The 19,144-nt window shown below is 60.7% G+C and carries 19 protein-coding genes and 1 tRNA gene; 12 read left to right on the top strand and 8 right to left on the bottom strand.

Annotated elements, in window-relative coordinates; genetic code table 11:
• Nucleotides 1–38: 38 nt before the first annotated feature.
• The 3 genes from budC (at nucleotide 39) to ABIE53_RS10440 (ending at nucleotide 2,829) form a co-directional block, all read left to right on the top strand.
• Entirely contained in the window at nucleotides 39–821 is a 783-nt protein-coding gene (gene budC, locus ABIE53_RS10450; RefSeq protein ID WP_192698874.1) for a meso-2,3-butanediol dehydrogenase, read from the top strand.
• 9 nt (nucleotides 822–830) lie between these two features.
• Nucleotides 831–2,201: a 3-deoxy-D-arabino-heptulosonate 7-phosphate synthase gene (locus tag ABIE53_RS10445; RefSeq protein ID WP_114156096.1), complete on the top strand. Its 1,371-nt coding sequence runs from the start codon at nucleotides 831–833 to the stop codon at nucleotides 2,199–2,201.
• Between the two features lie 103 nt (nucleotides 2,202–2,304).
• Entirely contained in the window at nucleotides 2,305–2,829 is a 525-nt protein-coding gene (locus tag ABIE53_RS10440) for a cyclophilin-like fold protein (protein WP_244230989.1), read from the top strand.
• A gap of 141 nt (nucleotides 2,830–2,970) precedes the next feature.
• On the opposite strand, the gene ABIE53_RS10435 is transcribed toward ABIE53_RS10440, so the two are convergent.
• Nucleotides 2,971–3,246 carry a DUF4148 domain-containing protein gene (locus ABIE53_RS10435; RefSeq protein WP_006048938.1) on the bottom strand — a complete coding sequence of 92 codons (276 nt, stop codon included), beginning with the start codon at nucleotides 3,244–3,246 and terminating at the stop codon, nucleotides 2,971–2,973.
• A 234-nt stretch (nucleotides 3,247–3,480) separates the two neighbouring features.
• Here ABIE53_RS10435 and ABIE53_RS10430 point away from each other — a divergent pair, with 234 nt between their 5' ends.
• From ABIE53_RS10430 to ABIE53_RS10405, 6 genes are all read left to right on the top strand, one after another.
• The gene (locus tag ABIE53_RS10430; protein WP_006048937.1) at nucleotides 3,481–4,374 is read left to right on the top strand and encodes a LysR family transcriptional regulator; all 894 of its coding nucleotides are present in this window, start codon (nucleotides 3,481–3,483) and stop codon (nucleotides 4,372–4,374) included.
• 346 nt (nucleotides 4,375–4,720) lie between these two features.
• Nucleotides 4,721–5,908 (top strand): MFS transporter, encoded by a 1,188-nt coding sequence (locus tag ABIE53_RS10425; RefSeq protein ID WP_114156094.1) that lies wholly within the window; start codon nucleotides 4,721–4,723, stop codon nucleotides 5,906–5,908.
• A gap of 212 nt (nucleotides 5,909–6,120) precedes the next feature.
• Entirely contained in the window at nucleotides 6,121–6,702 is a 582-nt protein-coding gene (locus ABIE53_RS10420; RefSeq protein ID WP_192698875.1) for an RNA polymerase sigma factor, read from the top strand.
• Nucleotides 6,703–6,714: 12 nt separating this feature from the next.
• Entirely contained in the window at nucleotides 6,715–7,023 is a 309-nt protein-coding gene (locus tag ABIE53_RS10415) for a hypothetical protein (RefSeq protein ID WP_006048934.1), read from the top strand.
• A 2-nt stretch (nucleotides 7,024–7,025) separates the two neighbouring features.
• Nucleotides 7,026–7,322, top strand: a complete 297-nt coding sequence (locus ABIE53_RS10410; RefSeq protein WP_114156092.1) for a 4Fe-4S dicluster domain-containing protein — start codon at nucleotides 7,026–7,028, stop codon at nucleotides 7,320–7,322.
• Between the two features lie 5 nt (nucleotides 7,323–7,327).
• Nucleotides 7,328–8,044, top strand: a complete 717-nt coding sequence (locus ABIE53_RS10405; RefSeq protein WP_114156091.1) for an O-methyltransferase — start codon at nucleotides 7,328–7,330, stop codon at nucleotides 8,042–8,044.
• Between the two features lie 153 nt (nucleotides 8,045–8,197).
• On the opposite strand, the gene ABIE53_RS10400 is transcribed toward ABIE53_RS10405, so the two are convergent.
• The 7 genes from ABIE53_RS10400 to tig all read right to left on the bottom strand — a co-directional run bounded on the left by ABIE53_RS10400 (nucleotide 8,198) and on the right by tig (nucleotide 16,997).
• Complete coding sequence (locus ABIE53_RS10400) at nucleotides 8,198–9,820, bottom strand: MFS transporter (RefSeq protein WP_114156090.1); 1,623 nt, start codon at nucleotides 9,818–9,820, stop codon at nucleotides 8,198–8,200.
• Between the two features lie 188 nt (nucleotides 9,821–10,008).
• Nucleotides 10,009–10,084: transfer RNA gene (locus tag ABIE53_RS10395), tRNA-Val, on the bottom strand.
• 59 nt (nucleotides 10,085–10,143) lie between these two features.
• Nucleotides 10,144–10,416: an HU family DNA-binding protein gene (locus ABIE53_RS10390; protein WP_006048930.1), complete on the bottom strand. Its 273-nt coding sequence runs from the start codon at nucleotides 10,414–10,416 to the stop codon at nucleotides 10,144–10,146.
• 333 nt (nucleotides 10,417–10,749) lie between these two features.
• Nucleotides 10,750–13,092, bottom strand: a complete 2,343-nt coding sequence (gene lon / locus ABIE53_RS10385) for an endopeptidase La (RefSeq protein ID WP_502922729.1) — start codon at nucleotides 13,090–13,092, stop codon at nucleotides 10,750–10,752.
• Nucleotides 13,093–13,373: 281 nt separating this feature from the next.
• Nucleotides 13,374–14,645, bottom strand: coding sequence for an ATP-dependent Clp protease ATP-binding subunit ClpX (gene clpX, locus ABIE53_RS10380; protein ID WP_006048928.1), 1,272 nt, complete (start codon nucleotides 14,643–14,645; stop codon nucleotides 13,374–13,376).
• A gap of 180 nt (nucleotides 14,646–14,825) precedes the next feature.
• Nucleotides 14,826–15,479 carry an ATP-dependent Clp endopeptidase proteolytic subunit ClpP gene (gene clpP / locus ABIE53_RS10375; protein ID WP_006048927.1) on the bottom strand — a complete coding sequence of 218 codons (654 nt, stop codon included), beginning with the start codon at nucleotides 15,477–15,479 and terminating at the stop codon, nucleotides 14,826–14,828.
• Between the two features lie 171 nt (nucleotides 15,480–15,650).
• Nucleotides 15,651–16,997, bottom strand: a complete 1,347-nt coding sequence (tig, locus tag ABIE53_RS10370) for a trigger factor (RefSeq protein ID WP_006048926.1) — start codon at nucleotides 16,995–16,997, stop codon at nucleotides 15,651–15,653.
• On the opposite strand from tig, the gene ABIE53_RS10365 reads away from it, so the two are divergent.
• From ABIE53_RS10365 to ABIE53_RS10355, 3 genes are all read left to right on the top strand, one after another.
• The gene (locus tag ABIE53_RS10365) at nucleotides 16,996–17,292 is read left to right on the top strand and encodes a hypothetical protein (RefSeq protein WP_376915113.1); all 297 of its coding nucleotides are present in this window, start codon (nucleotides 16,996–16,998) and stop codon (nucleotides 17,290–17,292) included. The two genes, tig and ABIE53_RS10365, sit on opposite strands and share 2 nt — an antisense overlap.
• A gap of 105 nt (nucleotides 17,293–17,397) precedes the next feature.
• On the top strand, nucleotides 17,398–18,543 hold the full coding sequence (locus tag ABIE53_RS10360) for a glycerate kinase (RefSeq protein WP_006048925.1): 1,146 nt from the start codon (nucleotides 17,398–17,400) through the stop codon (nucleotides 18,541–18,543).
• A gap of 64 nt (nucleotides 18,544–18,607) precedes the next feature.
• Nucleotides 18,608–19,060, top strand: a complete 453-nt coding sequence (locus tag ABIE53_RS10355) for a MarR family winged helix-turn-helix transcriptional regulator (RefSeq protein ID WP_029968344.1) — start codon at nucleotides 18,608–18,610, stop codon at nucleotides 19,058–19,060.
• Nucleotides 19,061–19,144 lie beyond the last annotated feature (84 nt).

Genomic DNA, 19,144 nt, shown 5'->3' with positions numbered 1-19,144 from the left:
GCGGCGCGAAGGTGTTTTACAGCGATCTTCATTTCATCATGAAAGACTCTCTCATCTACAACCGGTTCAGTTCGAAAGTGGTCGTCGTGACAGGCGCCGTGTCCGGGATCGGCGAAGGTGCGGCGCGTCGCTTTGCCGGAGAAGGCGCGTCGGTCGTGTTGGCCGGACGCACTCACGAGAAGCTCGAGCGGGTGGCGCGCGACCTCGACGCTCAACGCACGCTCGTTCACCCCTGCGATGTCTCCAGTTACGAGGCCGCCGAGCAACTGATGGCCGCGGCAATCGCGCGCTTCGGCCGTATCGACGTGCTCGTCAATAACGCAGGAATCGCGCCGACTGACCGCATCGACGAAGCCTCGCTCGACGACTGGCGCGCGATCATGTCGACCGATCTCGACGGTGTTTTCTATTGCAGCCGCGCGGCGATTCGTCATTTGATCGACGCGCGCGGCTCGATCGTGAACGTGTCGTCGGTGTCCGGCTTGGGCGGCGATTGGGGCATGAGTTTCTACAACGCGGCCAAGGGCGCGGTCACCAATTTCACGCGGGCGCTTGCCCTGGATCACGGCCGCGACGGCGTGCGAGTCAACGCGGTCTGCCCGAGCCTGACGGCCACCGACCTCACGCAAGACATGCTCGGCGACGAAAAGCTGATGGCAAAGTTTCGCGAGCGCATTCCACTCGGCCGCGCAGCCGAGCCCGCTGACATCGCGGCGGTCATCGCTTTTCTCGCCAGCGACGACGCGCGTTTTGTGACCGGCGTGAATCTGCCCGTCGACGGCGGTCTGAGCGCGTCGAACGGCCAGCCGCCGCAAGCGTGAGCGCGACGCGTGCCTGCGCTGCTCGATGACACGCTGAATCGCGTCGTGCGGCGTTATCGCTTGCCGGCCGACGCCTGCAAATTTCCGCCGACGCCCGATGCCAGTCCTGCTGAGGCGCTCGCGATCGTCATCGAGCGGGCTCGCGAAGCCGTGGTCCGCGGCGAAGCGCCCGATGCGGAATTGAAGCGTCGTTTCATCGCAGCGCTCGCTCAGATGATTCGTGACGCGATGCGTGCCGAATCCGGCGACCCCGTTTTCCAGGCGATGGCGTTTCGTCATCGAACGGCTGAGGTGCGCGAGTACGCGTCGCTGGCAGCGCGTGCCGCGCGGGACCGCCGTACGATTCACGCGGCCGTGAACGCCATCGCTCATCCGGCGAAGCAGCAACGAACTCCGCCGGGGCGGCAACGCGACGCGCTGGCTTTGTTGCATGCGTCCGCGGCGTCGGGAGCCTGGTCGGAGTTCGACGCGACGCTGCGGCGGCTTTGCGTCGAGCATTGCTCGGGCGAGTTTCCGTTCGAACGCAGCTTGAGGCAATTGCTCGACAGTCCCGAGTTGTCACGCTTGCGGCGTCTCGAACTGCTCGCGTCCGATGATCGTGTGCGTCAATATCAGTCGCTGTGGGATCGGCATGCTCATCGTCCGGGAAGCGCAGCGGCGATTGCCCTCGGCATTGCATCGAAAGAACGCGGCGCCCAGGTTGAAGCGTTAGCCACGCACGCGCTCGAGCTATTGGCGCGACGACTGAACGACGCGGAAGACTCGCTCGCGTCGTATCGCATCGTCAACTCGATGCGTGTTCCGGCCGCGATGCCCGCGAGCCACGAGCGTGCAAAAACCGAGTGGGACGTCGTGCTGTTAAGACGTGCAAAGGCGAATGACGAAGCTGCGGCCTGGGACGTATGCCTGCTCGTGGAGGCGAAGGCATCCGTTGACGCCGCGACCACCGACTTCCCGCGTCTTTTGCGCGGTGTGAATCTGCTTGCCCACGCGGATGAAAACACGGTCTATTCGTTCCTCACTCAGCAAGGCACGGTGAGTGTGCGTGGCGCTTCACTGAGCGCGCTGCGAACCGACGACGCAAGTCTCGCGAAGACCGTGCTCTATTGTTGTGACGCTCCTGCTGAAGCGAGTCCGCGTTTGCTTGGTGCCGCCGCTCGTATGCAGTTGTTGTCGGCAGAGGCCAGTCTGGTGTTTGCCAATGTTCTCGCTACCGAACACGATGCCGATTCAAGCGCTCTAGAACCAGTCTGGCAGCAGTTACTCGAATCTCCGAAGTGGCATGCCCTGCTCTATCAGTATCCGACGCTGCGCCGGGTTCGCGAGCTGATGGTTCATGCGGAAGATCTTCGATCGGCGGTCATGGCGGCGCTGCATTGATGACGCCGATTCATAGCCTCAAGAAAGCACAGCAACTTAATCTAAGGAAGACTCTCGGATAGAGTGGACAGCGACGTGGACTTCCCAGGCAAAGGAGCAGCATTTGGACACGAAGGTTTGCCGAACAGTTGCACTAGCTGTTGCATTTGCAACGACTGCTCTCCCCTTTATGAGCCGTGGCGCGTCCGCATTAAAGAGCCAAACGAATCCTGCTTACGTACAGACCGCTTCAGCAAAACAAGCCGCAACCATGTCGAACAATTCAACAGCGCTGGCCCGAATCAGGCTGAACTTCGACGGTAAGCAAGCGGAGGTCGAACTCAACGACAACCCTGCCAGCCGCGACTTTGTTTCCATGCTGCCGCTCACGCTGAACTTCCGGGACTACAACGGAGTTGAGAAAGTCGCCTATCCTCCGCGCAAGCTCTCAACCAAAGGCGCGTCCTTTGGATTGACACCCTCAGTAGGCGACTTTGCGTTGTATGCGCCGTGGGGAAACCTCGTGGCCTACTATCGCGGGTTTCGACATTCCGACGATCTGGTTCATCTCGGTCGCTTCACTTCCGGTATAGAAGAACTGTCGAAGATGGACGGCGAATTCAGCGTCCGTATTGAAGCTGTGCAGTAGTCGGCTTTTGAACTTTCGATGCCGTTCCGTCGTTTTCTCGAACATGCACAAAGAGGCTATGGGACTCGCATCCCATAGCCTCTTTTGCTTGCGAGCGTCGGCAGATAACCGATAGACAACTATCGTCGCGCAATACAGCGATCAGTTGCAGTGCGCGTTGTCGTCGCTCTTATTCGCCGCGAGTTGACTCGACGTGCGTTCCGCTTTCGCGAGCGTCACCTTCGCGGACGCTGCGTGCGCGTCGTCCACCCAGGTCCGCGGATTCATGCGCGCGGGGTTATATCCTGCTGCCGCGTAGTCGGCAGCTTCCTGACGGACCTGCTCACGCGTCAAACCTTGAGAGGACGTTTGCGCCGAGGCGAGCATAGGCGCGGAGATGGCGATTGCGATAAGAACAAGTTGAAGTTTGCGTTTCATGGTCGTAGCTCCGGAAAGATGGGCAAGGTTTGCCCGATAGCTTCGATGAAGCAACGGGCATCGCTTCGGCTCATGCACACTTTAAGGATTTCTACTGATTCGATTAAGTAGACGCCTTCCATTGAGCCTATTAGTATCATTCATGAATCACGAGATCGAAGCGACGCTCGAACACGCAACGCGCTGCTCGCCCCTGGCACCGGATGTTTGCTCACAAAGAATGGATGATGCGAGATGCCTCGAGAAAACCTGAATGACATCCTTGTGTTTATCGCGGTTGCACGCGAGAAGAGCTTCACGCGTGCGGCGGCAAAACTGGGCGTTTCTCAATCGGCGTTGAGTCATACCATCCGCGATCTCGAGGCGCGACTCGGACTGCGCCTCCTCACGCGAACGACCCGAAGCGTTTCGACCACTGAAGCGGGCGAAGAACTCTTTCAGGCGGTGGCGCCGCGCATCGAGGAAATCGATGCAAGCATTGCGGCTTTATCGGATTTCAGGGACAAGCCCGCTGGGATCATTCGCATCACCGCAACGGATCATCCCGTGGAGACGGTCATCTGGCCGAAGCTGCGAAAACTCTTGCCGTCCTACCCGGATATCAAGGTCGAGGTGACCGTCGACTACGGTCTTTCGAACATCGTCGAAGAACGCTATGACATTGGCGTCCGATTCGGCGATCAGGTCGCAAAGGACATGATTGCGGTCCGTATTAGCCCGGACATTCCGATGGCTATCGTCGGCTCACCCGGCTACTTTGCAAATAGAGAACTTCCGAAAACGCCGGAAGATCTTCTCCGCCACGAATGCATTAGCTTGCGCATGACGACCACGAAGGCGCTGTACGCGTGGGAATTGAAAAAGGGAAAGAGAGAGACGCAAGTGCGCGTTGCAGGACAGGTCACCGTCAATACGCAGCCTCAAATGATCCAGGCCGCGCTGGACGGCTTTGGACTGACTTTCGTCCCGGAAGATGCCGTAATCCAACACATGCGCAATGGCCATTTGCTAAGCGTTCTGAGAGACTGGTGCCCAGTCTGGCCCGGCTACCGCGCCTACTATCCGAGCCGCCGTCAAACGTCGCGTGCATTCTCGCTTGTGATCGATGCATTGAAACACCAAAGCTAAGCCGACTCCCAATTCGCCGCACCGATTGATCACAACAGCTCATAAGTCCAATCGACCGGCTTGGGTTTATCCGAACTGCCCGCGCAGCTAGAATAACTTCAATCGGTCAGGCATTCACTCGCTAACTTCAGTCTTTTTAGTCAACACGCGCCCGCTGCATTGCTTTAACGGATCGCAGCGCCGGCGACTCGCACGTCCATTCACTGCTTGAGCGCGTATCGTCGCGCCTGAACGCCGTAGTCAGGCATTGTCGACTGCCAATTCGTTGGCCGGTCGCGCATTCCTTTTATCGAAGCACGTTCAAGTATTGCAGCGAATCGGCGCCCAAGATGAACGAGGAAATCCGATGTCCACAGTGTCGAATCAATCCGCTATTTCCAGACGCCAGGTATGGAGCGCGGTCGCCTCGATGGCGATGTGCGCGGCCATGCTGATAGCGTCCGAATTCATGCCCGTTAGTCTTCTGACGCCGATTGCGTCAGACCTGCGTGCGTCAGTCGGTATGGCGGGCCAGGCCATTTCTATCTCGGGCCTCTTTGCTGTCGCGACAAGCCTGATCATTCCTTCGGTGACGAGCCGTCTCGATCGACGTCATGTGCTGGCCGGACTCGCGGGACTGATGCTGATGTCGTTGGTGCTGATCGCCGAGGCCCGCAGCTTCGAGATGTTGATGGCCGCTCGCGCGCTTCTCGGCGTGACAGTAGGTGGTTTCTGGTCGCTTGCAACCGCAACGATCATGCGACTCGTTCCCGAGGAATCGGTGCCGAAGGCATTAGGTGTTCTCTATACGGGCAACGCCGTCGCGACGTCGTTTGCCGCGCCCATTGGTAGTTACCTGGGCAGTGTCATCGGATGGCGAGGTGTGTTCTGGGCACTCGTCCCAATCGTGGCAATCAATCTGGTCATGCTGCTGGTGACGCTTCCGCCTATGAAAACCCGCGCATCGCAAGACGGCGGCGCGAACGCGCTTGCACTCCTGCGGCGCCCGCATGTGTCGTTTGCGATGCTCGCCGTCATGCTGACGTTTGCCGGCGCTTTTGAGGTCTTCACGTACTTCCGGCCGTTCTTTGAAACCTACACGCACGTCGGCGTGCCACGGCTACCAGTCCTTCTGCTTGGCATGGGACTCGCCGGTTTCGCCGGCACGTACGGTGCGAGCGCACTGATCGGTAAACGCCTCTTCCATCTGTTGATGGCTTTGCCCGTTGCACTGGCCGTCGTGACGCTCATCATGCTTCCCGCGGGTCACTCGTTCGGCGCAGCGGCATTGCTGGCAATTGCGTGGGGCGCCGTTAATGCAGCCATTCCGGTCGCTTGGTCGACGTGGCTTTCAAAAGGCGTGAAGGACAAGCCGGAAAGCGGCGGAGGCTTGATGGTTGCGTCTATCCAGCTATCCATCATGGTGGGCGCGGAGCTAGGCGGCACACTACTCGATCATTATTCGATCGGCGCGACCTTCTTGTCCGGCGCGGCGCTGCTGGTTCTTTCGGCGATTGTGGTTGGCAGCGGCAGGCGTCTCAGGCCTGCGGTGTGATAGACGATGCGGACGTTGCGCAGTTCATGCGCGGCGCTGACGTCAATGCTTGTCCGGCTAACGGCCATCTTATGTTTCCAGTTTGCGCGTCTGAGTCCTGCCGCGTACAGTTGATTATTCTTCTATCGGCGGCAACGAGCGGCCGCAGTCGCCCGACAAAACATTTTTCACGCTCGCCACAATATTCGCGTTCCTGAAACGTCTTCAGGCGCATGGAACCGCCACCTACCTCGCAGCCGATGACCGACCGAGACAGCGACATCACCGCGACCGTGGTGCGTGAGCGCACGAGGCTCGTCAATTTCATCCGGCGTCGAATACGCGACCCGGACGATGCCGAGGACATCCTGCAGGACGTGTTCCACGAATTCGTGCAGGCTTACCGGCTTCCCGCTCCGATCGAACAGGCTAGCGCGTGGCTTTTCCGCGCCGCGCGCAACCGCATCATCGATCGTTTTCGCAAGAAACGAGAGCAGCCGCTGACCGATCCGTTCGAGACCGACGACGACGCCGGCAGCGAATATCGCCTCGACCTCGCGCTGCCGGCGCACGATGCCGGTCCCGAAGCGCTCTACGCTCGCGCTCTATTGCTCAAGGCTTTGCAGGACGCGCTCGATGAGTTGCCGCCGAATCAACGTGACGTATTTATCGCCCACGAGCTCGAGGGGCGTTCCTTCAAGGACATGGTCGCGCAAAGCGGCGTGCCGCTTAATACGCTGCTCGCGCGCAAACGCTATGCGGTTCTTCATTTGCGCGCTCGACTGCAAGTCATTTACGACGAACTGGATCTTTAAAGGAGTCAACGGATGAAATTCCGAATCAGATGTGCCGGTAAAGCGCTGCTTGTGGTGGTCGCAATCGCCGCGCTTGGGTGGGTGGTCATGACGCTATGGAATTGGGTGATTCCTGCGCTATTCGTCGGCGCCCGTGCGATCGATTTCGCTCATGCGTTGGGCTTGCTGGTCTTGAGCCGCATTCTCTTTGGCGGATTCCGCGGACATGGCGGCTGGCGCGAACGGCGTCACTGGCGCAAATGGGAAGCGATGACGCCCGAGGAACGCGAGCATTTCCAGACGGCGTGGCGCTCGCGCCATGCCCCGCGCAAGGAGGATTGAATATGCGCGAGAACGCGGTGCGCGACTGCAAACAGGAGCCGGGCGTGATTGCGCCGGTCGTCCATCTGAAACGTTGCGAAGGCAAAGGCGATTGCGTGAACGTTTGCCCGGAGAATGTGTTTGAGATCCGGCGTATCGATGAGGCCGATTATCTCAGCCTCGGTTTGATGCATCGCCTGAAGCAGCGCGTGCATGGAATGAAGGTCGCCTACACGCCGAATGCGGACGCCTGCCGCTCGTGCGGTCTTTGCGTGACGGCATGCCCTGAACGCGCGATCAAGCTCGCCAGAACGGCATAGCGCATATGAGTCCATCAACCACAGTGCTTTTGCGCGAGCTTCACGAGCAGAGCCAGTCAGAAGTGATAGCCCGCGCATGCGCGCAGTTTCATGGATCGAGCGAGGAGTTTCTAACTCTCGCCGACGAATACGAAACGCTCGCACCCAGATTGCGTGGCCGGTTTCTCGAAACGCTCGGGCTATCCAGCGAAGATTTCGAGTCCTCGCAAGGCACGCCTCTTTCGCTGGCCGTCTCGGCGGAGACGGGACGGTTCCTGCGCAACATGGTGCTGTCGCACAAACCGGCTCGAATCCTAGAACTCGGGAGTTCGTGCGGTGTGTCCACGTTGTATCTCGCCGAGGCTCTTCGCACGTCAGGCAGCGGCATCGTTGTAGCGACTGAAGTCGATCCGCTGAAGTGCGTACGTCTTCGGGACAACATCACGACGGCGGGCGTCGATGCTTATGTCGAGCTGCGGGAAGGCGATGTGTTCCAGACCGTCACCGAGCTGGACGGCACGTTCGACATGGTGTTCATCGACGTATGGGCCAACGCCTATCTGGATCTGTTCAAACGGATCGAACACCTGCTGCGCCCCGGATCGATCGTTCTCGCCGACAACATGTACACAGCCGAAGACGCGGTTCGGCCGTACAAGCAATATCTCGATGCGGACCCGCGCTTCTCGAGCACGACCTTGGGCTTTGAATCGGGGATCGAGTTTACGGTCGTGGTTTGCTGAATGAATCGGGAGTGCGCTCGCGTTCTTGCGCCATGCAATCGGGATGATTCCAATGCGCCGTGATTGATTGCTGCTTGTATGAAGGCGCCCGGTCTCAGCCGGAGATGGAAGCAGAGAGTCCGTGAGCAAACGCGTCCGGTGAAGTGAAGCCTCTCACCTGCGTCGCTGGATGGTTGCCAACGCGAGCCCCGCTCCTGCGAACGCGCACGCGGCGGACACCAGCGCGACTGCGCGCAGCGCGGCAACGATGGCGTCGGCTTCCGCTTGCGCCGTCGGCGTCTGCGGCGTCTGCGGCGGCGTATGGGCACCGCCGGCTTGCGCGCCGGCTGCCGCGTTCAACCCCGATAACTGTGCGCTCTGGCGTGCATCGTGAGGAACGTGCAGTGCGTCCAGCCGCGCGGACAGCGCCGCGTCGTGCGACCACACAAACACGATGCCGAGCACCGCAACCGCCAGCAGGCTCGCCACGCGTGCGACCGCGTTGTTGATACCGGAGGCTACGCCCGTGCGATGAGCCGGCACTGAGCCCATCACGGTCGTCGTGAGCGGTGCCACGGTGATCGTCATGCCGAGCCCGAGGACGGCGAGCGCAGGGAAAAATCCGGCCCAATAGCTGCCGCGCACGAACGGCATCGCGAGCATCGCAAAGCCGATTGCAGCGATGGCCGGGCCAACGCTCAATAGGACCCGCGAGCCGAAGCGGGTCGTCAGGCCGCCGGTCAAGCGCGACAACGAGCCGATGATGACCGGCACCGGCAGCAGCGCCGAGCCCGCTTCCGTTGCCGTGTAGCCATGTGCGCGGATCAGCGTGAACGGCAGGAAGAAAAACACGCCGCCCATACCGAAGTAAAGCAGCAGCGTGACGAGATTCGCGCCGGTGAAATCGCGCGAGCGAAACACCTCAAGCGGCATCATCGGGTCACGGCTCTTCGCTTGGATCATCAGGAATGCGGCCAGCACGAGCGCGCCAACGCCGATCGCGCACAGTACGAGCGCATGCGCGAAGCCACGCGCCGACGCCTCGGTCAGGCCATAGGTCAATGCCGCGAGCCCCGCTGCCGCACTCAGCGCGCCAGGCCAGTCCAACTGCTGAGGGGCATCCGGCGTGTGGCTGTTCGGCACCGACGAAACCGCGAGCACAATCGTCGCCGCTGCAAGCGGGACGTTGAGAAAGAAGATCGCGCGCCAGGAGAATGCGTCGACGAGCAGGCCGCCGGCCACTGGCCCGAGCGCCGACGTAATCGCGCCGACACCCGCCCAGGTGCCGATCGCCCGTCCGCGCTCCTCGCCGTCGAAGATCGCGCCGATGATCGCAAGACTGCCGGGTACGAAGAGCGCCGCGCCTATGCCCTGCACCGCACGCCCGGCGATCAGCGAGCCCGCGTTCGGGGCGAGCCCGCAAGCGGCCGATGCCAGCGTGAAGACCGCGATTCCCGCGATGAACACGGTGCGGTGGCCGAGTTTGTCGCCCATCGATCCACCCACCAGTACGAGCGATCCGAGAAACAGAAGGTAGGCGTTGATGATCCACTGCATCGCCGCGACGCTCGCGCCGAGCTCGCTCTGAATGGCGGGCAACGCGACGTTGACGACGGAGCCGTCGATAAACGCCATGCTCGAGCCGAGGATCGTCGCGGCGAGCGCCAGACGCTTGCGCCGGCACGGGCTGTCGAGTGCGGTGGGCTGCATGCGGATGATGAGTTCGTCGCACGGGCTCGCTTGCGCAGCGACAACGTGCGCGCGGTGTGGGTCGCTATGAACGCGCGGGTCGGCCATGCTCGCTCCAGTGCCGGTCGATGGTGACTAGCATAGCAACTGGGGCGCAGGAGCGCAGGTGTGGGTGCTCGTGGACTTGCGCGCCGCGCCACGGCCAAGAAAAAACCCGCAGAGCCAATAGCTGTGCGGGTTTTCGGATACTGCGGCAGAACACTACGGAACTGCGTGGAAGCAGGTCGCGAAACGAATGGTGGGTGCTGAGAGGCTCGAACTCCCGACCTACGCCTTGTAAGGGCGCCGCTCTACCAACTGAGCTAAGCACCCGTTTCGCAGACTTCTGATGCTGCTGCCTCGCTGTTGCCTTTGCCGAAGCAGCAAGCCCGTTAGTTTAGCGCATCCTTTAGGGCTTTGCCAGGCCTAAATTTCGGCACTTTTGCCGCCTTGATCTTGATCGCGTCGCCGGTGCGCGGATTGCGTCCCGTGCGCGCCGTACGCTTGCCGACGGCGAACGTGCCGAAGCCGACTAGCGTCACCGAACCGCCTTTCTTCAGCGTGCCTTTTACACCGCCGATCACTGCGTCCAGCGCGCGGCCGGCCGCAGCCTTGGAAATTTCCGCCTGCTGCGCAATGTGGTCGATCAATTCCGTCTTGTTCATCCTACCCCCGCGAATGTTTTAGAAGCGAAACGGCGCGTGCAGCGCCTGACATCGTGTGGCCGGCGCAACGCCGGGCCGAGTCATTAGAATTGGCCGAAACCGCCGTGTCAACCGGGGTTGAGCCTGATTTTGCAGAGATTCGAACGGACTTGCTTATCGCCGCCATGCTTGCGCCTTTCGATGCGCGCACAACCAGTTTACAGCCTGGCATTTTCATCGCTCGAATGAGCACCGTGTCGCTGCAAATTTCTTTGCACTCGAAAGAAAACAGGCAATAAAAAACCCGCGGCGATAAGACCGCGGGTTTTGTGCAGCGAAACTACCGCTGAAGGTTTAGTGCTTCACGACTTCGGTCGCGCCGGAGTCCTTGCCGGGTTCGGCAGCGACCGGCGACGCAGGCTTCGCCTCTTCTTCCGGCAACGCTTCAGGCACACGTTCGAGCGCCAGTTCGAGCACCTTGTCGATCCAGCGGACCGGCACGATTTCGATTGCGTTCTTCACGTTGTCCGGAATCTCCGTCAAGTCCTTGACGTTTTCTTCCGGGATCAGCACGAGCTTGATGCCGCCGCGATGCGCTGCCAGCAGCTTCTCCTTCAGACCGCCGATCGGCAGCACTTCGCCACGCAACGTGATTTCACCCGTCATCGCGACATCGGCACGCACCGGAATACCGGTCAGCACCGACACCAGCGCGGTGGTCATCGCGATACCGGCCGAAGGACCGTCCTTCGGCGTGGCGCCTTCAGGCACGTGGATGTGAATGTCCTGCTTCTCGAACGCTTCGTCCTTGACACCGAGACGACGCGAACGCGAACGCACAACCGAGCGCGCTGCCTCGACCGATTCCTTCATCACGTCGCCGAGCGAACCGGTGCGGATCACATTGCCCTTGCCCGGCATCACGGCGGCTTCGATAGTCAGCAGATCGCCGCCCACTTCGGTCCACGCGAGACCCGTGACCTGGCCAACCTGATTTTCCTTCGCGGCCAGACCGAAGTCGTACTTGCGCACGCCGAGGAACGTGTCGAGGTTGCTGCCGTCGACCTTCACCGCGCCTTCCGCCTTCTTCAGCAGAAGCATCTTCACGACCTTGCGGCAGATCTTCGAAATTTCACGCTCGAGCGAACGCACGCCGGCTTCACGCGTGTAGTAACGAATGATGTCGCGGATCGCCGTTTCCGTCACATCGACCTCGCCATCCTTGAGGCCGTTGTTCTTCTTCTGCTTGGGCAAAAGATAACGTTGCGCGATGCTGACCTTCTCGTCTTCCGTGTAACCCGACAGACGGATCACTTCCATCCGGTCGAGCAACGGCGGCGGAATATTCAGCGAGTTCGACGTCGCCACGAACATCACGTCCGACAGATCGAAGTCGACTTCGACGTAGTGATCGGCGAACGTATGGTTCTGTTCCGGATCGAGCACTTCGAGCAATGCCGACGACGGATCGCCGCGGAAATCCTGGCCCATCTTGTCGACTTCGTCGAGCAGGAAGAGCGGATTGCGCACACCGACCTTGGTCAGGCTTTGCAGAATCTTGCCCGGCATGGAACCGATATACGTACGACGGTGACCGCGAATCTCGGCTTCGTCGCGCACGCCGCCGAGCGCCATGCGCACGAACTTGCGGTTCGTGGCGCGAGCGATCGACTGACCCAGCGACGTCTTACCGACACCCGGAGGCCCAACGAGGCACAGGATCGGCGCCTTCACCTTGTCGACACGTTGCTGGACCGCGAGATACTCGAGAATGCGTTCCTTCACTTTCTCGAGACCGAAGTGGTCTTCGTCGAGCACGCGTTCCGCATTCGAGAGGTCGTTGTTGACCTTGCTCTTCTTGCGCCACGGCAAGCCGATCAGCGTGTCGATATAGTTGCGCACGACCGTTGCTTCAGCCGACATAGGCGACATCAGCTTGAGCTTTTTGAGCTCGGCGTCGGCCTTCTTCTTGGCTTCCTTCGGCATGCGGGCAGCCGTGATGCGCTTCTCGAGTTCCTCGAGATCCGCACCTTCTTCACCTTCGCCGAGTTCCTTCTGGATCGCCTTCACCTGCTCGTTCAGGTAGTACTCGCGCTGGCTCTTCTCCATCTGGCGCTTCACGCGCCCACGGATGCGCTTTTCGACCTGCAGGATGTCGATCTCGGCTTCGAGCTGCGCGAGCAGATGCTCGAGACGCTCAATGACCGGGAACATCTCAAGAATGTGCTGCTTCTGGTCGAGCTTCAGCGGCAAATGTGCCGCGATGGTATCGGCCAGACGCCCGGCTTCGTCGATACCCGACAGCGACGTCAGAATCTCCGGCGGAATCTTCTTGTTCAGCTTCACATACTGATCGAACTGCGACACGATCGCGCGGCGCAGCGCTTCAGTTTCAGCGCTGTCGGCGTGGTCGGGTTCGAGCGGCATGACTTCGCACGAGAACTGCGTTTCCTGTTCTTCGATGGAAAGCGTTTTCGCGCGCTGCAAACCCTCGACGAGCACCTTAACGGTGCCATCGGGCAGCTTGAGCATTTGCAGGATGTTGGCAACACACCCTACTTCGTACATGTCCTTTTCGGTCGGCTCATCTTTCGCAGCCGTTTTCTGGGCGACGAGCATGATGTGCTTGCCGCCTTCCATCGCTGCCTCGAGAGCCTTGATCGACTTCGGGCGGCCTACGAAGAGCGGAATCACCATGTGCGGGAAAACGACTACGTCACGCAGCGGGAGCAGCGGGAGAGCGTAATGCGTTCCTGCGGAAGGAGTTGGGTTCCTGACATTTCATTTCCCCATGAGTGGAATCAGTTCGTTCGATAGGTGAGGCCGGCAGAAAATATTGCAAGCCTCCGCGTGTGGGAAAAGTTCAGTGACTCCGAAGGTTCAGTGACTCCATTGTGAAAACAATCTTTCTGACCACACGATAAACGAAAAAGCCGTTCACGTCGCCATGAACGGCTTTTTGCGGTATCCGAAGCCGATCAGTTCGAACCCGCGACTTTGGGCGCGTCTTCGTAGATCAGTAACGGTTTGCCGTCGCCGTCGATCACATTGTCGTCGATGATGACCTTGCTGACACCTTTCATTTGCGGCAGATCGTACATCACGTCCAGCAACGCCTGTTCCAGGATGGAGCGCAGTCCGCGCGCGCCCGTCTTGCGACGGATCGCCTTGCGCGCCACAGCCTGCAACGCGGCCGGACGAATTTCGAGTTCGACCCGTTCCATGTTGAAGAGCTTGTGGTACTGCTTCACCAGCGCATTCTTCGGTTCGACGAGAATTTTCATCAGCGCCGCTTCGTCGAGCTTGCCAAGCGTGGCGACCACCGGCAGACGGCCGATCAGTTCGGGAATCAAACCGAACTTGATCAGATCTTCCGGTTCCACTTCGCGCAGCACTTCGCCGGCGTCGCGATCCTGCTTGCTCTTCACGCTCGCGCCAAAGCCAATGCCGGTCTTTTCAGTACGATCGACGATGACTTTTTCGAGGCCGTCAAATGCGCCGCCGCAGATGAACAGAATGTTGGTCGTATCGACCTGGATGAAGTCCTGATTCGGATGCTTGCGGCCACCTTGCGGCGGCACCGACGCCATCGTGCCTTCGACCAGCTTCAGCAACGCCTGCTGCACGCCCTCGCCCGACACGTCGCGGGTAATGGACGGGTTATCCGACTTGCGGCTGATCTTGTCGATTTCGTCGATATAGACAATGCCGCGCTGGGCCTTGTCGACTTCGTAATTGCAGTTCTGCAGCAGCTTCTGGATGATGTTCTCGACGTCTTCACCCACGTAACCCGCTTCGGTGAGCGTGGTTGCGTCCGCAATGACAAAGGGAACGTTCAGAAGACGCGCGAGCGTTTGCGCGAGCAAGGTCTTGCCGGAACCGGTCGGGCCGATCAGCAGGATGTTGCTCTTGGACAGCTCGATCTCGTCTTTCTTGTCGAGATGCTTCAGGCGCTTGTAGTGGTTGTACACCGCGACCGCGAGAATTTTCTTCGCGCGTTCCTGACCGATCACATACTGGTCGAGGATTTCACGGATTTCCTGCGGACTCGGCAGATCGGACTTGGACAAGCCCGCCTCGATACCCGCGCCTGCTGCTTCGTCGCGAATGATTTCGTTGCACAGGTCGATACATTCATCGCAGATGAACACCGACGGGCCGGCAATCAGTTTCTTGACTTCATGCTGGCTCTTGCCGCAAAACGAGCAATACAACAGCTTTTCGCTGTTAGAACCTTTCTTGTCCGCCATAGATGTGTGAGCCTCCGGACACTCGATTACATGATACGCCGTTTGCCCCAGCCTCGCAGTTGGGCGCGGCGGGGCTGAGCAAGGTGACGGCGTTTGCCGCAGGCGCTCGGACGAGTCTTGATTATTTCACAACCGATCAGGCGCCGGATTTGCCCCGAATTAGGGCAAATCCGTACCCGATCAAGGACGCTTGTGGGCTACCTGATCGACCAGACCGTACGCTTGCGCGTCGTCGCCGGACATGAAGTTGTCACGGTCGGTGTCGCGCGCAATACGCTCGACCGGCTGGCCGGTGTGGTGCGCCAGCAGATGATTCAGCCGCTCCTTCAGGTAAAGGATTTCCCGCGCCTGAATTTCGATGTCCGACGCCTGACCGCGCGCGCCGCCAAGCGGCTGGTGAATCATCACGCGCGAGTTCGGCAGCGCGAAGCGCTTGCCCTTCGCGCCCGCTGCCAGCAGGAACGCGCCCATGCTCGCCGCAAGCCCCATGCACAGCGTGGAGACGTCCGGCTTGATGAACTGCATCGTGTCGTAGATCGCCATGCCCGCCGAAACCGATCCGCCCGGGCTGTTGATATAGAAGTAGATGTCCTTGTCCGGATTCTCGCTCTCGAGGAACAGCATTTGTGCGACGACGAGATTGGCCGTCTGATCGTTCACCTCGCCGACCAGGAACACAATGCGTTCCTTCAGAAGACGCGAGTAGATGTCATACGAGCGCTCGCCCCGACCGCTCGTTTCCACGACGATCGGCACCAGTCCGAGCGCCTGCGCTTCGAGATCCCGGGACGACTGGGAGGTCAACGTGTCCAGCATTTGGGCGCGAAAGGTCATGCAATGGATCCTTGTCTGGAAATATTCTAAATATTTGATGCTAGACAGGTGTGGTCGACCGGCCCGTATTCAAGTGCGCGCCGACTGCACGACAGGCAGTACAAAAATGCAGCACAAAAAAACGGCGTGCTGGCCGTCGCTCCGACAGCCGGCACGCCGTTGCAGCGACGCTTACGCTTGCGCCGTTGCGCTTGCCAGTTCTTCGAAGCTCACTTCCTTGTCCGTCACCTTGGCCTTGCTCAGCACGAATTCGACGACGTTGGCTTCAACGACGTACGCTTCCATTTCAGCAAGGCGTTGCTGGTTCGAATAATACCAGCGGACGACTTCCTTCGGGTCTTCGTAGCTTTTCGCGAATTCGTCGACTTCGGCGCGGATCTGTTCCGGCTTTGCCTGCAGGTCGTTCGCCTTCACAAGCTCGGCCAGCACGAGACCCAGCTTCACGCGACGCTCGGCCTGTTCCTTGAACATAGCGGCAGGAATCGGCGCATCTTTAGCGTTCGGCACGCCGCGCTGCTCTAGATCCTGGCGAGCCATCGCGACGAGGCGTTCCTGATCCTGTTCGATCAGCGCGTTCGGCACGTCGAGTTCCGAAATCTTGAGCAGCGCGTCCATCACCTGATTCTTGACGATGGCTTGCGTGCGGCGCTTGGCTTCGCGCTCCAGATTGTCCTTGATCTCGGCGCGCATCTTGGTCAGATCGCCGTCTTCAATGCCGAGCGACTTCGCGAATTCAGCGTCGATTTCCGGCAGATGCGGCCACTCGATCTTCTTCATCGTGATCGTGAATTGCGCGGTCTTGCCGGCCACTTCCTTGCCGTGATAGTCGGCCGGGAATGCCAGGTCGAATTCCTTCGACTCGCCGACCTTCAGGCCCGTAGCCGCCTTTTCGAATTCCGGCAGCATGCGGCCTTCGCCCAGCACGAACGCGAAGTCTTCGGCGCTGCCGCCCTGGAACACTTCACCGTCGATCTTGCCGACGAAGTCGACCGACACGCGATCGCCTTCCTTGGCCGCCGTATCCGCGCCGCCGTCGCCGTGCTCGCCGGCTTCGCCGCGAGCGTGGAAATGCACGCGCTGCTTGCGCAGGATTTCGAGCGTGCGGTCGATTTCCGCTTCGGTGATCGTGGTCGTGGTGCGCTCGATTTCAGCCGTGGCGACATCGCCCAGCTTCACTTCGGGATAGACCTCGAAGGTCGCGTCGAAAGCGTAATCGCCTTCAGTCGCGTCGACCTTCGGCGCAAAGCTCGGCTGACCGGCGACGCGCAGGTTTTCGGCGCGGCTGATGTCGAAGAATTCCTTGCCGACCTTGTCGCTCAGCACTTCCGCTTCCACCTGGCCCGAATACTGTTGCGTCACCATCTTGAGCGGCACCTTGCCCGGGCGGAAACCCGGCATGCGCACGTTCTTCGCGAGTTGACGGATACGCGAGTCCACTTCCTTCTGCACGGCGTCCTTCGGCAGGGAAATCGTTACGCGGCGTTCGAGCTTGCCGAGGTTCTCAACAACGTTAGCCATGGCTTCAATCGTCCTAAAATTATTCGAGCGAATTCAGTTATCTTCTCGTGCCGCATTTGCGCGCCTGCGCCGCGGGCTTGCAGGCCGCCGGCAGCACGGTTGGGTCCAAAGAGCCGAATATTTTAGCAAACTATTTGCCGCGCCTAGCCGGGATTCGATGATTACGCGCGTTTTTATCGGCATTCGGAGCCCTTTCCGGGCTGTTTTCGAGTCGGTTTCGCACTTCGCCGGCGATGCCGCCGCGCTACCGGATCGCAATTTCCACAATGCCGCCTATGCCTTTCGGCATATTTAGTCGGCGCGGCCATGCTGATAAGCTAGCGAACGCGCTCGGAGCGGCGCCGCGTCCGCTTCACCGCCGCCTCCCGGCTCGTAACCATTCCAACCATTCAGAGACACCATGCCGAATTCGCCGTCCACGCCTGTCGTCGTCATCGCCCCCGATTCCTTCAAAGGCTCGCTCAGCGCCGAACAGGTCGCGCAGGCGATCGCGTCGGGCGTGCGGCGCGCCCGTCCGGACGCCGAAGTCCGTATCTGCCCGATGGCGGACGGCGGAGAAGGCACGCTCGACGCCATGCTGACGAGCGGCGGCGAGCGCCGCACGCTGAGCGTGCGCGGTGCGGCCGGGCCGGTGCGCGACGCGCTGACCGGCGTGCTCGCCGACGGCAGCGCGATCGTGGAAACCGCGGAGATCGTCGGCATCACCGATCCGGTCGGGATGGGCGTGCCGGTTCAGGCGCGCAACACGCGCGGCATGGGCGAAGCGATCAGCGCGCTGCTCGACGCGGGCGTGCGGCGATTTTTCGTCGCGCTCGGCGGCAGCAGCACGAACGACGGCGGCGCGGGCCTTCTCGTCGGACTCGGTCTGAAACTCTTCGATGCGCAAGGCGGGGAACTCGAGCCCTCGCCCGAGCAACTCGCTCGCGTCGCGCGCGTGGACGTGTCGCAACTCGACGCGCGGCTCGCGGGCACGCAATTCATCGGCATGTCCGATGTGGACAATCCGCTGACCGGTGAGCATGGAGCGACCGCCGTCTTCGGCCCGCAAAAGGGCGTCAAGCCGGAACAGGTCGCGACGATCGACGCCGCCCTCGCCCGTTACGCGGATCTCCTCGAAGCGGCGCTCGGGCGCAGTGCCCGCGATCTGCCCGGCGCGGGCGCCGCGGGCGGCCTGGGCTTCGCGTTGCACATGCTCGGCGCGCAGTTCGAGCCGGGCGCGGAAACGGTCGCGCGGCAACTCGGGCTCGACGCCGCGCTCGAAGGCGCGAACTGGCTGATCACCGGCGAAGGACGCTCGGACGTGCAAACGCTGCATGGCAAAGCGCCCTTCATCGCGTGCCGTCATGCGCAAGCCGCAGGCGTGCCGGCCACACTTTTGTCGGGCGCCGTGGACTCCGCCGCGTTGCCGCGCCTTGCCGAATTTTTCAGTGGTTGCTTCTCGCCGGCACCCGGTCCGATCACGCTTGAATTCGCGATTCGCGACGCCGCGCGGCTCCTGGCGGATGAGGCCGAACAACTGACGCGTTTGAAGTACGGCGCGCGTTGACCAGGCGGCATGGTTGCGGCAACAATCACAGCGCCACAACCACGCCACTCATCACGGGAAGACCATGAAGGACTCCGCCAAAGCTGGCCTGGAACAGCTCCTCACTTATCGTCTGCATGTACTCAACAAGCTTGCTGAGCGCGGCATCAGCGAGCGCTACCAGGACAAGCTCGGCGTGACGTTGCCGGAAGCTCGCGTGATTGCGTCGGTGGGATCGTTTGGACCGTTCTCGATCATGGAACTCGCGAGGCATGCCAATCTCGACAAGAGCCAGGCGAGCCGCGCCGCCGAAGGTCTGATCAGACAGGGACTCGTCAAACGCGAAGCGAGTGCCGACGACGGACGCGTGGTGCTCGTGTCGCTCACGCCCGAGGGCCGCGCGCTGTATCGCAAGGTGATGCCGATCGCGCGCAAGTGGAATGGCGACCTGTTCGATTGCCTCGACGAAAACGAAAAGCTCGCGCTAGGCGAAGCGCTCGACAAGGTCATCGAGATGATGACTACGCGCGACGCGTGAAGCGTGTGAAACGCGGCTCGAGTCTGAAGCCGGCAAGCGCCAGACATGACGCGCGGCGCTTCAAATTTGCGACGAATGCCGCGC

Source organism: Paraburkholderia sp. OAS925 (assembly GCF_040543975.1).
Classification (GTDB): domain Bacteria; phylum Pseudomonadota; class Gammaproteobacteria; order Burkholderiales; family Burkholderiaceae; genus Paraburkholderia; species Paraburkholderia graminis.
The sequence above is the reverse complement of the archived record's forward strand: the minus strand, read 5'-3'. Positions and strand labels throughout refer to the sequence as shown.

Coding starts and splice junctions, on each gene's coding strand:
- budC (WP_192698874.1), top strand. CDS start 39: ATGAAAGACTCTCTCATCTACAACCGGTTCAGTTCGAAAGTGGTCGTC.
- ABIE53_RS10435 (WP_006048938.1), bottom strand. CDS start 3,246: ATGAAACGCAAACTTCAACTTGTTCTTATCGCAATCGCCATCTCCGCG.
- ABIE53_RS10430 (WP_006048937.1), top strand. CDS start 3,481: ATGCCTCGAGAAAACCTGAATGACATCCTTGTGTTTATCGCGGTTGCA.
- ABIE53_RS10425 (WP_114156094.1), top strand. CDS start 4,721: ATGTCCACAGTGTCGAATCAATCCGCTATTTCCAGACGCCAGGTATGG.
- ABIE53_RS10420 (WP_192698875.1), top strand. CDS start 6,121: ATGGAACCGCCACCTACCTCGCAGCCGATGACCGACCGAGACAGCGAC.
- ABIE53_RS10415 (WP_006048934.1), top strand. CDS start 6,715: ATGAAATTCCGAATCAGATGTGCCGGTAAAGCGCTGCTTGTGGTGGTC.
- ABIE53_RS10410 (WP_114156092.1), top strand. CDS start 7,026: ATGCGCGAGAACGCGGTGCGCGACTGCAAACAGGAGCCGGGCGTGATT.
- ABIE53_RS10405 (WP_114156091.1), top strand. CDS start 7,328: ATGAGTCCATCAACCACAGTGCTTTTGCGCGAGCTTCACGAGCAGAGC.
- ABIE53_RS10400 (WP_114156090.1), bottom strand. CDS start 9,820: ATGGCCGACCCGCGCGTTCATAGCGACCCACACCGCGCGCACGTTGTC.
- ABIE53_RS10390 (WP_006048930.1), bottom strand. CDS start 10,416: ATGAACAAGACGGAATTGATCGACCACATTGCGCAGCAGGCGGAAATT.
- lon (WP_502922729.1), bottom strand. CDS start 13,092: ATGGTGATTCCGCTCTTCGTAGGCCGCCCGAAGTCGATCAAGGCTCTC.
- clpX (WP_006048928.1), bottom strand. CDS start 14,645: ATGGCGGACAAGAAAGGTTCTAACAGCGAAAAGCTGTTGTATTGCTCG.
- clpP (WP_006048927.1), bottom strand. CDS start 15,479: ATGACCTTTCGCGCCCAAATGCTGGACACGTTGACCTCCCAGTCGTCC.
- ABIE53_RS10365 (WP_376915113.1), top strand. CDS start 16,996: ATGGCTTCAATCGTCCTAAAATTATTCGAGCGAATTCAGTTATCTTCT.
- tig (WP_006048926.1), bottom strand. CDS start 16,997: ATGGCTAACGTTGTTGAGAACCTCGGCAAGCTCGAACGCCGCGTAACG.
- ABIE53_RS10360 (WP_006048925.1), top strand. CDS start 17,398: ATGCCGAATTCGCCGTCCACGCCTGTCGTCGTCATCGCCCCCGATTCC.
- ABIE53_RS10355 (WP_029968344.1), top strand. CDS start 18,608: ATGAAGGACTCCGCCAAAGCTGGCCTGGAACAGCTCCTCACTTATCGT.